Here is a 17,165-nt window from a genome sequence, read left to right on the forward strand (position 1 = left end):
TGATAAATCTATATCTTTAAAATAATCTTTTCCCATATCACAAAGATAAGATTTTCAAATTAGCCTGACGGCTATGGTGTGATGCCAAACTGACGGAATCGATAAATGCCTGAGTGGTAGTACCGCCAACGGCATTACAAATTAATCCAATGGGAACATTCAATTTTTGATGAAGCGCTTTGCCAAAGTAATACCCCACCGCTGAAAATTTGGCCGCAGTTGATGGCGAGCAAACTTGCCAAGTAGTTGGTTCATAAAAAGAGCCTTTCTGTAATGCATCAAGCAGGCTATCACTAAATACCACATTTGCTAAAGGGCGAGCTTTGTTTTGTGCCACCATGCTAAACAACCTAATTTGATTAAAATTAGCATTGGGTATTTCTTGCCTGGCATTGCTTGATTGTTCGAGCCGCCATTCCATGTTTGATTGTCCCGAGCAAATCCAAACCTCACCAACTAATATATTCTTTAATAGGATAGTTGTATGTTTATCGCTAACCTTTAAGGTATACGGACCACCCGCTTTTACAGACGGCAGTCGCAGTTTCCATTGTCCATTATTATCCGAATAAGTGCTTTTTGTAATGTTATTAAAACTAACTTCTACCTTACAGTTTTTGCAAGAATTCCCCCAAACTGGTAGCTCCATGTTTTGTTGTAAAACCATATTATCCGTAAAAATAATGGGCAATTGTAATTGTGCTATTGAAGCATGACACAAACAACAAGCGACAAAAGAGAGGATGATAAAACGTTTTTTCATGTAAAAAATGAGCAAGTTAATCCAGTTGATTTATTTCCATTTTACCGTAGTAAAAACGATTTGAGTATATCCATTTTTTTCATATAGCACGCCTACTTCATTACGCTTTGTCTGAACAATGTCTGAATAGGCTGTATAGTCATGATTGTCTTTATCATCACTTTTGTCTATTAATGTTGAGATAGCCCATGTTTGTCCATCATCAAAACTGATTTTTAAGGTTAGGTTATTACGCTTCTGCGTATCAGCGGCATTACAAAAAGCTAAAATATGTTTCCCCTTTTTCTTCCCGATGGTTAAAATACTTCCTTCACAAACGGGGTCAGGGAGGTTTGCATCATAAAATGTTTTATCCCAATTTTGCCCCCCATCGTTGCTTATGGCTACAATTCTTTGTCTGATATCTCCTTTTTGATTACGGGCATTCAACATCAGCCTATCTCCTGAAATGGCCGTAGCAGTAGCTTCATTTCCACCTGCTATTTCAATGGTCTTACTTAATTGAAAAGATTTTCCGTGGTCATCTGTATAAAATCCATGCGCAAAATAATCCGCAAATTGCTTCTGTGGATTGCCTTGGGAGTGATTGGCGGCTACATAAATCCTGCCCTTGTATTTTCCTGCACTAAATTGGGTAGCGTGCCCTGGCGTATTAGCGTAAGAACGCCAATCTTCCTTAAAATTATAAGCAGGATTAGCAGTAGGTTGGTTCGGTTTGTGTACTTGCAAGGTAATATTTACCCCTTCACTCCAAGTAAACCCACCATCTGTTGATGTTTTGTACCATACTTCCCTCAATCCCTTTCCTTTTCTTACTTCGCCTTCATGATTGTTTCCAGTATTATAAAAAAGAAAGATTCTACCTTTAGGAAATGCTGGGTCGGAATCATCAAAAACAGGTGCTGGATTGCCTGCTTGAAGTGTATCGTAGTCGACAATGGTAGAGAGGCTACTCCAAGTTTTACCATTATCTGCACTCCGTTTCATCACAATATTAATATCACCAAAATCACCACTACCTTGTAGTCGACCTTCGGCAAAGGCTAATATATCACCTTTAGGAAGCTTGATAATAGCGGGAATGCGATATGATTTATGCCCTTCATTCCCCGAAACGAATACGGGTATTTGTTGTGCATGGGTATAAGATTGACCTAGTAAAATAAGGCACAGGAATAATAAAATATTTTGTTTCATGATTGTTCTTCTTTTAAATAATCAGCTAAAATTTTATAACAATACCATTCTTGTCTAGGCAAATGAAAAGGCCCTTTAAAAAGATTGCCTTTCGCAGTTTGTGCCACACTGCCATCTCTGTGCAAATATCCAAACCATTCTCCATGTTCAGCATCGTGAAAATGTGAATAGGCATATTCATGTACCATTTGGTGCCATTGAGCATATTTTTCATTGCCTGTCATCAAATAGGCTAATAACGTGGTGATGATTACTTCGTTGTGTGGCCACCAGAACTTCATGTCTTGCCAATATTCCTGCACAGGTTTGTCATAAACATCCCTGTAATAAAGAATGCCGCCATGTTCTTTATCCCATCCTCTTTCCCACATATAGTCTAGCATTTTGCAACCTAGTGCAATCAGATGTGGGTCGTTATTACGATATTTGGCTTCGTGTAAAATAAACCAAGCACCTTCCATGGCATGCCCTGGATTGAGCGTCCGACCATCAATATGGTCGATGATACTGCCGTCTGGTGCAACACTTTCCATGACACAACGAATGTCGTCTTTTACAAAGTCCGTCTCTATTTCAGCAATCCATTTACTAATCCATTCATCACAACGGTCATCGCCAATCGTTTCTCTTAATTGTTGAGCCGTGTTAATCATAATCATTGGCACACCAATTCCTTTGGATGGGCGAGTGACTGTGAACTTGGCAGGTAATAACGATGGATTGGTGGCGTATTCGATGCATTTGCCAAAAAGGAATCTAGCTTGTTCAGCCGCTTGTTGGTCGCCAGTGGCTTTAGCATAAGCAGCGTTGGCAATCGTGGCAAATGTCTCTGAAAAAAAATACCTTCTTTTGCGAATAGGTTGTCCGTCTCTGGTTACATGAAAAAACATTTGTCCATCAGTATCAAAGCAATGTTTATTCAAGAAATCAATGCCACTTTTAGCCCCTTCTATCCATAAAGGATTATGTTCAAAAGTATTGTTTAACGTTGATAACATCCATGCTGCTCGTCCTTGAATCCAAACGGCTTTGTCATCATCAATTAAATTGCCTTGCTGGTCTCTCATTAATAAATAACCTCCATATTCAGTATCAATACTTCTCGGAAACCAAAAAGGGATAGTATTATTGAGTAATTGGTTTTTATAAAAATCTCTTAATTCAATAAGCTTTTGGGTTGAATAGAGCATTGTTGTCAGGTTAAATGGTGTTGTTAAAGTCATTGTGTTTGGGTTTGATAAAGCCAATAAAAAGAGCCACAGCAATAAATACAAAGCCTGCTAAAATGGCTAAATCATACCCTAAATTGCCTTTATCAGTAGATTTTCCTAATAAATTGGTGATAAATGCTCCTGCAAAAACACCCGACATATTCATCAGTCCATAGGCGGTACCTCGATGTTTGGCGGATACGAACTGGCAAAGGATGGGCATATTGTTGGCATCGAACATGCCATAACCTAAGCCAAAACAAAGTGCGGCACCTATTAAATGTACAAGACTATGCCCAAAGCCAAGTAATAACAATGCAGGAACCGTGAGTACTAAGCCAATGGTACTAATATATATTCGCCCCCTGATATTATGTTGAACCCATTTGTCCGATAAGATTCCCCCCATTATTACGCCCAATAAAGAAGATGCCGCTAGCGTAATGGTAGATAATGGCCCTGCTTTTGACATTTCGATATGGAGATTTTGGGCAAATAGTGTTGGCAACCAGTTTTTAATACCCCAACCAGATAAACTTGGAATGGTAAAATAAAAAAGGAGCATCCAAAAGGAAGCATTAGAAAATAATACTCCTAAATCCTTTATCAAGGAAGTTTTGGATGGAGTAAGTGGAGTATTTTGAGATGGCTCAACGACAACTTTCTTTTCTCTCAGAAATAATAAAAGCACTACAGCATAAACAATTCCTATCATCCCGAATGAATGAAAAGTTTGTTGCCATGAAAAATAAGTAGCGACAGTTGCCCCAAAACCACCCAAGGCTTGCCCTGTATAAAGCCCCGTCATGTGTATGCCTATTGCTAAAGACCTTGTTTGAGAAGAATGGTAATCGGCAATCAAAGAAAGTCCCGCAGGAATATACAATGCTTCGCTGACACCCATTAAGGCACGTAACCAAAATAGTTGATTAAACGAGGTGGTATAACCCATCAGAAAAGTAACTGCTGACCAAACAAAAAGACTTCCTACGATGATCCATTTTCTATTGATTCTGTCTGCAATAATACCTGCCAGCGGACTCATCAAACCATATATCCATAAAAATACAGCCATTAAATAACCAAAATTTGTAGCAGTTTGTAGTTCTGGAATAGATACCTGCATACTCGCTTTCATCGTTGAAAGCATTTGTCTGTCAAGATAATTGAGCAAGGCTACACCCCAAAGCAAGGCTACTACCAACCATTTGTATGTTTTTGATGCATTCATGGGTTTGTCATGTTAAATTTTCCAATCAGGATATTGGCTGTGCGAATGCCTGCTTTTATCTCTCCGCAAGGTATGAATATATTGCCGTCCCATACGATGGCGGTCGTTGTGACGGCTGTTGTTTCATTAATTGGATTAAGCGTTGTCCATTTGTTAGCTGAAATATTATAGAGAAGCACATTTTTACTAAAACCAGGATGTTGGCGTTGTAGCTGGTTTTTTTGTTGAATAAGTTCCTCTTTTTTCTGCTCATTTTTTTCTGCTTGTATTTGGCTAAGAAGAGTTTCTACTTGATGAAAAGTAGTGCCTTTATCTCCCCCAAACATTAGTAAAAAGTTAGGAGATAATGCTTGCCCAGTACCAGCGGATAAAGCATAAGGCAGACTGCTTTTGGTTGCCCAAGTATTGCTGAGCAGATTAAAAGCAAAAACAGTATCATAAAAATTACTAATGCCATTATCATTGCGTTTTCGTCCTCCCACTAAAAAAAGTTGATCTTTATTATTCAACAAAACAGCATGTGATACCGCTTGCGGGAGTTGAGATATTATGCGCCATCCTGCCTGAGTATTATCAATGTCCATCATCATCAATTGTTTAGCAACGCCATTGGCTATTTCGCCCCCTGCGACATAAATAAAGCGATTGCTGACGATTGTCCCTGTAGCATTGGTTAGCGGTATTGGCAAACTTGGTAGCGTGACAAATTGTATATTCTGCTGAGAATCATTCCATTGAATATAAAAAACGTTATTGCTCAAACCTTTTTCATTCTCACCTCCAATACAAAGGAGGCCATTGGGAGTACTTACTGAAACGGCATAGGCTATATTTTGAGGAAGCTTAAAAGTATGATTATGCCAAAGGTATTTACTGTGACCATCCTTTTTCAAGACATATATATCATCAAAATATTTTTTCTTTCCACCTTCCCAAGGAAGCCCATCTTCAAAATTTGAACCTCCTGCAACGATTAATACATTATGATGATGTCCAGCTACTGGCCCAGCCAATCCCATTTGTTTACTATGACCTTCGGACACGGGAAGCTGAGTAACCAAAGACCAATCAATACTTTTGATTGATTGGCTTTGGGCAATACTATTTAAGGTTAAAAAAGATAATGACATTAATAGCTGTTTCATGAATGTTTTAGATAGATTTAGAGCAAAATAAGGAGAAATTCAATGAATTTACATCCTTTCTAAAATCTTCAAATTGTTCCTTACTCATATTCCTCACGGGAGCTCTAAATTCACCACAGTCTATCCCAATCATTTTCATATATGCCTTACCCGTAGAAATGCCACCATATTTACCTAACAACCGAATCATCTCGATTGAAGTCATTTGGTATTTGCGAGATAAGTCTAGTTCGTTATCTTCAAAAGCTTGTATTAATTGATGATACAGTGGTGCGGCATAATTAAAAGTACTCCCTACCGCTCCCTTAGCTCCCAATGCCCAAGCCGATAACATATTTTCATCACGTCCCCATAACATATCATATTTCTGGTCAGCATATGTCAAACAAGATTGATAATCCATGAAATCTTCATGAGTATATTTGATGCCTGCGAAATTGGGAATTCGTCCATCAATAGTTTTTAATAAATCATGCATCGCAAAATTTACACCTGTTAATACAGGAATATGATAATAATACAATGGCATATCTGGTACTACAGAAGCTACCTCCAAACAAGCATTGGCAAGCACTTCTACGGAGGCAGGTTTAAAGTAAAAAGGGGCTGTGAAAGAAATAGCATATAGCCCAATCTCCTTGGCATGGATTGCCAATTCTTTGCAATCGGCAATACTAGTGCCACCCAAAAACATCATTACTTTAAAGTCTGCATCGTCCTTCGTACAATTTGCCCATGCTTCGGCAACTTTTCTTTTTTCTTGTTGCGTCATGGATACTCCTTCGCCTGTAGAACCGCAAATAAATGCTCCTGTAATACCATTAGATTTTAGCATTTGATAATACTGAGGAATAACAGAAACATTAAGTGTTCCATCGGTATGCATTGGTGTAAATGGTGCAGCAATTAGCCCTGTAAGATGCGAGTTTTTCATATTTTTACTATTTAATTTAATGAGATTCAGTAGTATAGGACAAGTGATATTACTTGCCTTATAAAAGTTTTTAAAATGCTGGATAACCAGGCGTTTGTACTAATGACCTGTTGTTAGTCAACGAGTTTCTATCAATTGGCCATAATAATTTATAGGCTTCGCTAGATAGCACAGTGGTGTTAGCAAACACATAATTGTTGCCTACTCTGCGTAAATCATACCAGCGTTTGCCTTCAAAAACAAATTCAAATAGTCGTTCGTCCAAAATGGCATTAATAGGGCTAGCATCTTTTGCTTGGTTAGGAAAACCATATTTTTTATCGTTGTACTGTGTCCCAAAAGCACGAGCTCTCACGAGATTTATTTCTGTGGCAGGGCTTTGTCCTAAAATCACTTTTGCTTCAGCCATCATTAACAATAAGTCGGCATAACGATAGATTGGGTAATCGTTCGTAAAAGCTCTAGTCCCTGCATTTTGTTCGCCTTGAAATTTATTGGTAAAACATCCTACAAGCTCAAAGCCTGTCCCTTTTTTACTAAAGGCGGGTTGGATAGATGCTAGTTTTCGCGTATCGGCATCATCAAATTTTTGATAAGTTGCTATGCGAACTGGAGCACGCAATAAGCCACCCCAATTGTCGGTAGTGACATTAAATTGTCGTGAACCATTTAGGTCATAGAAGTTTGCAATAAGTCCTGATTGTGGTACAAAGCTACCTGTAATAAAAGTCATACTAGCTTCATTGAGTACGTAGCGTATGGCAAAAATAATTTCATTATTGCCTTTATTAGCCGAAGCAAAAACCGAACTATAACTAGGTAATAAGGCCAAGCTTGGAATATTCGTTTTGATATCATTCAAGGCATTTAAAGCTGTGGTAGCATCTGCCACACCGCCACCACGGTAGCTATTCCAAAGAGAAACCTCAGCTTTTAGCATCAAAGTAGCCGCTTTTGACCAATACGATTTACTATTTCTGAAGGTATAGTTACTGCCAAAATTACTCTCCGATTTTTCGAGGTCGGCTTTAATCAAACTCATTACCTCAGCTTCAGACGAGGCCGCTTTGGCAAGATTAGAAATATCAATCGATAAAATAGGGTCTGTCTGAATCACTACATTGCCCCATGATCTCAAAAGGTGAAAGTAATAATAAGCCCTTAGTCCATGCGCAATTCCTAAATAATATCCTTTGGTTGCACTCGTAACAATATTGGTAGTATTCAGCTTATGAATCAATAAGTTTATTTGAACAATATTGCTGTAAAAACCTCCAAAATTACTTACTCCCGTATTATCTAAATCCAATGTCTGTAGCCACATTCTTTCTAATCCTTGGGTGGCTTCGCCAGTAAAAGTACTTGGACTATTGGCTTCTGTACCAAATATGTCAGAACGTAATTCTCCTAAAGCCTGAAAATTGGCATTATGACTTCTGAAACGCACATGAATCCCCGAAACAAAAGCGTCAAACTGGTCGGCAGTTTTCCAAAAGTTGGCGTCACTTATACTACTAACAGGGGTTAAGTCAAGGTTAGTATTGCACGAAGTAAGCATCAAACAGATACCTAAACATGTATATATTGCTTTAATGATATTTTTCATGAAAGTATTTTTTAATAATTAAAATGAAACCTGAACACCTAAAACTACAGATTTGGGCGTTGGATATGTACCTGCATAAATACCACCCGTTGGAGGTTCAGGAGATGGTCCGCTAAATTTGGTGATATAAAATAGGTTGTTGAAGTTAGCGTAAACGCGTGCTTGAGAAAACCACTTGGTTAAGAGTCTGTATTTTGACAAATCATAAGAAACAGTAATTTCTCTGCAAGCTAAATAATCACCTTTTTCATAGAATTGTGAATTATTCCCGTTGAGTACCTGTCCGCCATTATTAGCCCTTGTATAGTTCTTCTTACCAGCAGGTGCCCCTACTTGGTCAGCATAATATACCTTTGGAATATTGGTATCAGTATTCGTTGGCGACCATGCTTCTTTTTGTAATTCAATGTAATTGAATGTTCCTTGGTAATTTCCTAAAGTACGCGCTACCAAGTCGTTATAAATGGTATGTCCTAATGCAAAGTCGAATCTAGTGAATAGTGAAAATTCTTTAAACGAGATACTAGAGGTAAACCCACCTGTAATATTAGGCGTAATGTTTCCTAAATAAACTTGGTCTCTTGAATCAATAATATCGTTTTTATCTACATCTAGCCAATTGACATCACCTGGGGTAATTTTATTCGCCATCGAAGTAGAAGGACCACCAATGCCTGCAATATTATCCACTCTATTAGCGGCAATTTTAGCGATTTCTTCCTCATTTTTGAAAATAGAAACCTGCTTGAATCCATATATAGCGCCCAAAGGTTGTCCTTCTTGCAAGCCACCTACCCACACGACTTTACCTTGTGTTGGGTCATAGATTTGTAAACCTCCCTGACGGTTATTCTCGTTGCCATTGTATGGTAATTGGAGGATTTTATTACTGGTAAATGAAACGTTTCCACCTAGATTCCAAGTCAATCCATTGGGACTTTTAAGAATCGTTGCATTAACGGTTACCTCTATACCTTTATTCTGGAAAGTGCCTAAGTTAGTTCTTACTGAGCTATAGCCTACATAACTAGGCAAGGTCAAATTGGTCAATAAGTCGCTAGTTCTTCTATCGTAATAATCGAATAAAATGTTCAATCTATTTTTTAGCAAAGAAATATCTAGTCCTACATCGAGTGTTTTGCTTTTTTCCCATCTTAATCCAGAATTAATAATATTGGTACTCAAAAACCCAAGACTACCATTATAATTACCCTGAGAACCATATACGCCTTGTACTTCATAATTGCCAATACCCGCTACATTACCATTGAAGCCATAACTAAACCTTGGTTTTAATGCACTGACATAATTGTTTAAAAAGCTTTCTTGAAAGAATTTTTCCTTGTGAAGGTTCCAGCCTGCCGACATACCGGGGAAAATACCATAACGGTTTTCGTCTGCTAAGCTCGAAACGCCGTCTCGTCTTATTACTAAACTAAGCAAATAACGTTCATCAAAATCGTAATTTAAGCGACCAAATTGAGATAAAATTTTGTATTCATCTCTGAAAGAATAATTACTTCCTGCGGCAAAAGTCGTAGAAGCATTAGCCGTCTCAATATCATCAGTTGGTGCATTCTGTCCACTTACTTGCATTTCAAAACTTTTCTGACCGAATACTTCTGCTCCTAGCATTGCATTGATATGATGAAAATCGCCAAGTTCCTTTTGATAATTGATAATAGCATTATACTGCTGTTGTACTGACCTTGAAAATAAAGCGGTAGATGCACGGGTAGCATTGCTAAACGACGGAGGATTAGTGTACAAGTTAGTATACGTCTGCGTCGCTAAATTAAAAGATTGATTAAGCGATTCGAATAAATAGGCATTACCACTCACCTTTACATATAAATCTTTAGTAATATCATATTTAGCGGAAGCATTTACGGTAATTCGATTGACTTCGCTATTTCTTTTTGTTTTCTGTAACCAATACAACGGATTTCCATCGCTAATGCTGTTACCAGGGTTGGGCATCGTTTTAAGAGAATCCAACCAAGGATTCATCGTTGGCCAAATCGCTAAACTCCTGTAAAGTACATTTGATTCAGAGGCTAACGTACCATTCTGTGAAGACGTTGAGAAAGTTGCCCCTGTGGTTATTTCCAAATTGGGTTTCACTCTGTACGAACCATTGATGTTACCTGTATAGCGTTTATAATCAGAGCCTACAATAACACCATCTTCATTGTAATGGTCAAAACTAGCAAAGTATTTTCCTTTATCATTTCCGCCTTCAACACTTAGGTAATGGTCTTGTGTAGTAGTATTTCTAAAAACAAGATTTTCTATTTCTCCACTATGGTCTTTGTATAAAATTGAGCCGCCATAAGGGTCATCCATCGCTTGCCATCCTTGTGATAATAGACCAGCGTTAGCTGCATTGTTGATTCTAATATCAAACAAAGCGAGATTAGCCGCATCTGTCAATAAGCCATATCCACGAGATGAATTAACCTGAGCAAGGGTTCTTCCAGAATTCAAATTGCCGAGCCTGTTATAATAAATATAGTCTCTAGCATTCATGTATTTGTAACCTTCTCTATTTTTATTAAAACCCGTTGTAAATTTATAGCTTACCCTAGCAGTTCCTGCTTTTCCCTGTTTGGTCGTGATAAGAATCACGCCATTGTTGGCTCTTGCCCCATAAATGGCAGTTGAGGCTGCATCTTTTAACAATTCAATAGACTCAATATCGTCGGGAGCAATATCATTCAAAGTTCTAATAACACCATCAACAACTACCAACGGAGAACCTGGGGTATTGATGGATGCTCCACCACGTAATAAAATTGAAGGCGTTGCTCCAGGGGTACCTGAACGATTGACTACCTGCAACCCTGCTAACGAGCCTTGTAAGGCTGTTCCTACGTTGGCTCTGGGACTATTAGCCAAGATGTCTTTGTCAATTTTACCAATCGAGCTAGTGATGTTTCTTCTTGATTGCGTTCCGTATCCTACCACAACTACTTCCCCGAGGGCTGTAATATCGTTTTTAAGTTTTATAGAGACCGTAGAAGATTTGCTAATACTAATTTCCTCTTTAAGATAACCGACATAACTTACTATAAGGATATCTCCTTCATCAACAGCTAGTGTAAAGTCTCCTTTTTCGTTGGTAATGGTTCCTACTGTTTTTCCTTTTATAATGATTGAAACTCCTGGAAGTTCTTCGCCAGTATCATTAGCGGTAACTTTTCCGATAATCTTCCTTGTTTGTCCCCATGTGGTTAATGCAAAGAGAAAACAAGCTGTTAATAAGCAAATTTTCAGATAAATATTTTTCATAATGGAAGATAGTTTTAATGTATTATGTATGACATAACAAATGTAGAAGTTATATCTGACATATTGCAAATAAAAATCAAAAAATTTTACATTTAATCACAAAATAGTAATAATTACTGATTTGTATAGCCTAATAAGTACTCATTGTTTCCCACAAAATTAATTAATATGTAATACTTAATACTCAAAAATGAGTATATAATTACAATTTTATAACAATTAAGCATTATTTGAATGTATTTTTGCAGTATCTAATGTTATTGTCTATAAAAGTGCTTGATTGACTATTTAAGGCATTTTATAATCAAAAAAGAGATAATAGTTAGTGAAATCAAATAAAAATCTTACTTTTACCTTAAATAAGTAATACATAATATGATTAAAGATTCTGTTAATAATAACTTTACTACCGTTGATAGCAGCTCATTGGTAGATAAGGTTGAAGCTAACCTTGTTGAATTATTACAAAGTAGGAAACTGAAGGTAGGAGATGTAATCCCTAAAGAAATAGAGCTGGTAGAACTACTAGGAGTAAGCAGGACCGTCATTCGAGAGGCAATAACCCGACTGCGAACAATGGGGATGATAGAGTCGAAAAAGAAAAAAGGTTCTGTGATTACAAGTCCAGATATTTTTGGAATTATGGGTAAAAGCATGAATCCTCATATTCTTGATGAAGAGACGTTGAAAGAAATCTTTGAAATCAGGCTAGTGCTTGAAATAGGCATGGCTGATTTTATTTTTCAAAAGATAACGCCTAAGGATATTGATGAATTGAAGGAAATTGTAAAAAATGAACCTGCTTCAAGCGAAACACATCTATTTAATATTGATCATGAAATACAGTTTCATGGAAAGCTTTATGAGATAACAGGAAATAAAACAATGAAGACATTTCAAAGTATGCTTTTGCCTATTTTTGATTATGTCCATAATAGTGGACTCCTAAAAAAAGAGGTTCAAATGAAGAAATTTGTTTCGCATAAAGGCTTGATTGATATTCTGGAAAATGGTTCGCCCGAATTATTCAGAAATGGCATGAGAAACCACTTGGAAAACCACTTCGCTCGATTGATTTCTTAGTTAATTAAGAAATACATTTGCTAATAAACCCAACATCTTATCACTAGTAAGGGACTTAAATTCCTGACTAGTGATAAGATGTTGAGCAAGGTTTTAATAAAACTTTTTACTTGACTAAAAACTGCTTTGAAAGTTTATCATAAACGCCCAAAAGCTGATTTGATTTACCATCCTTCTGAAAGATTGATTCCCAAGTATTTAAAGGCTCCCAAATACAAGTACCTTTCCCTTTGCCGTTGGGCAAATTAAAAGCAATCGCATTGACATCTTCTTTCAACTGCGAATACTCTACCACGATAACATCTTTGTTGTAACGTTGGATAAGGTTGCTTAAATTATCTCTTAAATCGTCGGTTGTACCATGCCATTTAGGATAATACGATTCGCCAATGACATCAAAATGAACCCCTCTCGCCAACATTCCATCAATAAAATTAACCGATTCGTGATTTTGACCACCTAAGGCTACATGGAGCATCATTACCACATTCGCATCAACAGCTTTCACTGCAGCCGTACCTGCATTCAGTAATTGAGCCAATTCATCAGGATTTTGCACATTGCCATCAGGCCACACGATACCGTGGTTAATTTCATTACCTATCTGCACCATATCAGGAACAGTTCCTTGGTCTTTCAACTCCTGCATTACTTGCTTGGTATAATCAAACAATGATTTTTTGATTTCAGCAAATTGTAAATTGTTCCAAGCCGCAGGCTTATTTTGTTTACCTGGGTCTGCCCAGTAATCGCTATAATGGAAATCGAGTAAGAGTTTCAAGCCAGCTGCTTTTACTCTCTTTGCCATTAGTTTAGTATGTGTTAAATCGCAAAAACCTTTGTTAGGAGAATACCCATTGGCATTGGCAGGATTATTAAAAATACGTAAGCGGATATAATTGAAGCCATGTTCTTTCAAAATTTGGATAGCATCCTTTTCAATACCATTGTCAGAAAACTTCACATTTCTAGCTTCTAATTCTGGTAAGAATGAAATATCAGCACCAATCATTTTATCAACCGAACGATTTTTGGCTGCTTCACCTTTTAATTCGTAAGTTTTATCAATCGTAATTTTGGTTGCTTTTTCAGGAGCAACCGTTACAATATCGGTTGAACCTGCAAATAGTCCCGATGCTGTAGCTTCAAATTTAATCAAATCGGGTTTTGTTCCTGCTTGTACAATCACTTGACATTTACCATTGAATAAAGCTCTTTGCCAAGCGCCATCAATGCATTTATCTGGTTCATGGCTACTTGGGTCGCCATTACCCACACCAATGATTTTAGCATCGCCTTTTAGCGAGAATCTTATCATATTATCAGCGTCAGGCACTTCTCGTCCTTCTTTATCCACTACGCTAATATTAATTATGCTTACATCTTTACCATCGGCCAAAGTAGTAGTTTTGTAGGGTGTAACTACTACTTCGGTGGGTCTGCCGGTGGTTTCTATTTTAGCGGTTAGTTGTTTACTATTTTTATAGGCTATCGCTTCTAATTTGCCCGGTGCATAGTTCACCGACCATTGAAGGTGACCATTTCTAGGCATATCTTTTTTGCCTAAGCTTTTTCCATTCAAAAACAATTCTACGTTATCAGCATTGCTATTCACCCAAACGTCAATCGGTTTGTCATTTTTGCCTAGCCAGTTCCAATGGGGAGAGATATGCAAAATATCCTTATCCGTCCACCAACTTTGGTAATAGTAATAAATGTTTTTCGGAAAACCGCAAACGTCCATTACGCCAAAATGAGAATTGACATTAGGCCAGCGAAAAGGTGTAGGTTCACCACGGTAATCAAAGCCTGTCCAGATAAAACCACCTAGCCAAGCATCATTGTTAGCCGCCAACTTCCACCATTCTTCTGCTTTACTTGCCCACCATGGAGCAGTAATATCTTGGTCAGGTAAATAACCTCTGATAGAATCTGTTTCATAAATTCCTCTGGTTGTTACCGTACTACCCATTTCAGTACCAAGAATAGGTTGTGTTGGGTGGTCTTTATGGTAGTCAGCCACAGCAAACTGACGATAATTGAATCCTCTTACTGGAATTACTTCATTTACACCACGATATACATTAGCCAAATCTGCGGCATAAGTAGAAGTACGAGTAGGATCTAATTGCTTTTGTTTTTCGATAAGCGACAGTGCTATTCTTTTACCAAATGTATTGGTCTGGATACCGCCTTCTTCGTTACCAATACTCCACATAAAAACGGAAGCATGATTTCGGTCGCGTTTTAAAAGTCGTTCAAATTGAGCCATGTATTCAGCACCACTATTTAATAAGCGTTGCTCATCCATTACTAGCATTCCTAAACTATCACAAGCTTCTAATAATTCTGGTGTAGGAGCGTGGTGACTAGTTCGATAAGCATTCGACCCCATATTTTTGAGCAAACTGATGCGATAATATTGTAAATAGTCGGGTAAGGCACTACCAATCCCTGCATGGTCTTGATGGTTATTTGTGCCTAATATTTTTACATATTTCCCATTCAGAAATACGCCATTGTTTTTTACATCAATGGTTCTTATACCAAATTTAAAGCGTTGTTTATCTATGAGTTGCCCATTCGCTTTAAGCTCTACTACTATGCTATGCAAATAAGGGTCATCTAAAGTCCACAGTCGTGGATTGGTAACGGTAAAGCTTTGCTTAGTTGTTTTTTCCTCAAGAGACGCTTGAGATAAAGGTTGGTCGATAGACTTTCCAATCATTTTCCCAGCCCTATCAATTAAATAAGATGTCAACGTATAGTTAGTAGGAGAGAAGTTTTCATTGCTTACACTAGTTTCTACATGAATAGTCGCTTTATTATCTTGTATTTTAGCATGAGCAAAAATACCATCTGTATTGATATGTAAATTTGAATATTTATTTAACCAAACATGACGATAGATACCCGCACCTTCATAAAACCAACCTTCATATTGTGAAGCATCGGCTCGCACAACAATCACATTTTCACGTTTGAAATTAATAAAATCAGTAATATCATAAGCTACTCCTAGATAACCACTTTTATTATTGCCTAAGTAAAAGCCATTTATCCAGATATTGGCATCTCTGAAAATACCATCAAACTGAATTTGAAAACGGCTACCAGAATCAGAAGGAGCTACTTTAAAGTGTTTTCTGTACCAACCCACGCTTGTTTCTGGGAACAAACCACCGACAGGCTTAAATCCATGAGCTTCTACGTTCAAATCTTCCGATTTGGCAAAAGGTAATTCAACAGCCCAATCGTGTGGAAGATTGATTTTTGCCCAAGTACTATCTTTAAAACGAGCTTCAATAGCAGAATTTTCGGCACTACCAGATTTTACAAAAACTTTGGTAATACCATAATTAAAGTCTTTTTCGGGGTTAGAGGTATGTCCTAAATGGAATTTCCAATCATTATCAAAATTGATTCTTTGCCTTGGGATAACCTGTGAAAATGATATAATAGAAAATAACAGGAGAAAACCTGTTAATAAAAAGCCTTTGTGATTTTGCATAATTATTAAAACAGTAAGAATAGTTAAAAAATTTCCTCTGTATTTACACAGAGGAAATTTAAATAAAAAAGCATCAATAGGTATTATAGTTACCTATCTCAATTGATTTTCAACCTCAAAAATCATTTTTACTATTTATTAAGGTAAAAAAGCATCCATCGCAATAGTAGGTTTGCCCGAATTATCAAAAGCACCTAGCGTATAGCCAACCCAATTATTATGAGCTTGAGGTTCCCAGTAAAGTACGCCCAAGCCTTTTGAGTTACTTAACGATTTTGTTTTAGTGATAATGTCGCTTAGGAATAACTTACACGCCGCTGCACTATCCCAAGGCATACCTACTTCTACAATCATTACTTCTTTATTGTAGCGACTTATCATATCGTTCATGTTAGTCAAACATTGTTGATTAACTTTTGCCCAACCACCAGTGGCAAAGTCTGGAGCATAAGTAGGATACAGTGACATCCCAATAACATCATATTTTGCTCCATTAGCTTTTAGTCCATCAAACATCCATCTGAAAAGTTGGTTATCATAACCATTAGAAATATGCACGATGACTTTTGCATCTGGAAAAATAGCTTTTACGCCATCATAACCAGCGTTAATCATTTGGGCAAACGCACTCATGTTGGTAGAGGCTCTTCCAGTTGGCCATAACATGCCATCATTGGTTTCGTTACCTACCTGCACCCACTCAGGTGTAATCCCATTTTTCTTTAGTTCAGTTAATACGTCGGTAGTATGTTTTCCAATGGCAGACTTTAGTCCTTCCAAATCTAAACTAGTCCAAGCGGCTGGTTTGGTTTGTTTGCCAGGGTCGGCCCAATTATCGCTATAATGAAAATCAATCATGATGCGTAATCCCAAGTTTTTAGCACGAATGGCCTTGGCAACAACATCCGCAGCATTGTTGTAGGCTGGCGAAGGATTTACCCAAACTCTGAGGCGAATAGAATTCATGCCCAATGATTTCATCAGTGCCATACATTCCATCGCTTGCCCAGAAGTATTATAAAACTTTACTCCAGCAGCCTCCATTTCTGTAACCCAACTTACATCAGCGCCTTTAGCAAAACCAGAAGTCGGAGTCTCTTTCACTGGCTCAATCACTTCGTTATTGCTTGTATTGCTACACGACAACAACAAAAGAGAACAACAAAGAAAATTAATTAATTTATTCATGTTAT

Annotated in this window: 11 protein-coding genes; 1 reads left to right on the plus strand and 10 read right to left on the minus strand. The window is 37.5% G+C overall.

Annotated elements, in window-relative coordinates:
• Positions 1 to 37 precede the first annotated feature (37 nt).
• From AC07XN_RS09955 to AC07XN_RS09990, 8 genes are all read right to left on the minus strand, one after another.
• A complete protein-coding gene (locus tag AC07XN_RS09955) occupies positions 38 to 763 on the minus strand; it encodes a sialate O-acetylesterase (protein WP_494742938.1) in 726 nt (241 codons plus the stop codon).
• 30 nt (positions 764 to 793) lie between these two features.
• The gene (locus AC07XN_RS09960; protein WP_494742939.1) at positions 794 to 1,960 is read right to left on the minus strand and encodes a sialidase family protein; all 1,167 of its coding nucleotides are present in this window, start codon (positions 1,958 to 1,960) and stop codon (positions 794 to 796) included.
• Positions 1,957 to 3,183 carry an AGE family epimerase/isomerase gene (locus tag AC07XN_RS09965; RefSeq protein WP_494742940.1) on the minus strand — a complete coding sequence of 409 codons (1,227 nt, stop codon included), beginning with the start codon at positions 3,181 to 3,183 and terminating at the stop codon, positions 1,957 to 1,959. The genes AC07XN_RS09960 and AC07XN_RS09965 overlap by 4 nt, the downstream gene beginning before the upstream one ends.
• A complete protein-coding gene (locus tag AC07XN_RS09970) occupies positions 3,161 to 4,402 on the minus strand; it encodes an MFS transporter (RefSeq protein WP_494742941.1) in 1,242 nt (413 codons plus the stop codon). The genes AC07XN_RS09965 and AC07XN_RS09970 overlap by 23 nt, the downstream gene beginning before the upstream one ends.
• On the minus strand, positions 4,399 to 5,547 hold the full coding sequence (locus AC07XN_RS09975) for a Kelch repeat-containing protein (protein ID WP_494742942.1): 1,149 nt from the start codon (positions 5,545 to 5,547) through the stop codon (positions 4,399 to 4,401). The genes AC07XN_RS09970 and AC07XN_RS09975 overlap by 4 nt, the downstream gene beginning before the upstream one ends.
• A 7-nt stretch (positions 5,548 to 5,554) precedes the next feature.
• Positions 5,555 to 6,481, minus strand: a complete 927-nt coding sequence (locus AC07XN_RS09980) for a dihydrodipicolinate synthase family protein (protein WP_494742943.1) — start codon at positions 6,479 to 6,481, stop codon at positions 5,555 to 5,557.
• Positions 6,482 to 6,551: 70 nt separating this feature from the next.
• On the minus strand, positions 6,552 to 8,087 hold the full coding sequence (gene nanU, locus AC07XN_RS09985) for a SusD family outer membrane lipoprotein NanU (protein WP_494742944.1): 1,536 nt from the start codon (positions 8,085 to 8,087) through the stop codon (positions 6,552 to 6,554).
• Between the two features lie 18 nt (positions 8,088 to 8,105).
• Positions 8,106 to 11,378, minus strand: coding sequence for a SusC/RagA family TonB-linked outer membrane protein (locus tag AC07XN_RS09990; RefSeq protein ID WP_494742945.1), 3,273 nt, complete (start codon positions 11,376 to 11,378; stop codon positions 8,106 to 8,108).
• A 375-nt stretch (positions 11,379 to 11,753) separates the two neighbouring features.
• On the opposite strand from AC07XN_RS09990, the gene AC07XN_RS09995 reads away from it, so the two are divergent.
• Positions 11,754 to 12,461 carry a FadR/GntR family transcriptional regulator gene (locus tag AC07XN_RS09995; RefSeq protein WP_309959130.1) on the plus strand — a complete coding sequence of 236 codons (708 nt, stop codon included), beginning with the start codon at positions 11,754 to 11,756 and terminating at the stop codon, positions 12,459 to 12,461.
• 106 nt (positions 12,462 to 12,567) lie between these two features.
• On the opposite strand, the gene galA is transcribed toward AC07XN_RS09995, so the two are convergent.
• Together galA and AC07XN_RS10005 are read right to left on the minus strand one after the other, a co-directional pair.
• The gene (galA, locus tag AC07XN_RS10000; protein WP_494742946.1) at positions 12,568 to 15,972 is read right to left on the minus strand and encodes a beta-galactosidase GalA; all 3,405 of its coding nucleotides are present in this window, start codon (positions 15,970 to 15,972) and stop codon (positions 12,568 to 12,570) included.
• Positions 15,973 to 16,110: 138 nt separating this feature from the next.
• Positions 16,111 to 17,160: a glycoside hydrolase family 53 protein gene (locus AC07XN_RS10005; protein ID WP_494742947.1), complete on the minus strand. Its 1,050-nt coding sequence runs from the start codon at positions 17,158 to 17,160 to the stop codon at positions 16,111 to 16,113.
• Between the last annotated feature and the right edge of the window lie 5 nt (positions 17,161 to 17,165).

This window comes from Arcicella sp. GW458-12-2-14-TSB2 (genome assembly GCF_059423785.1).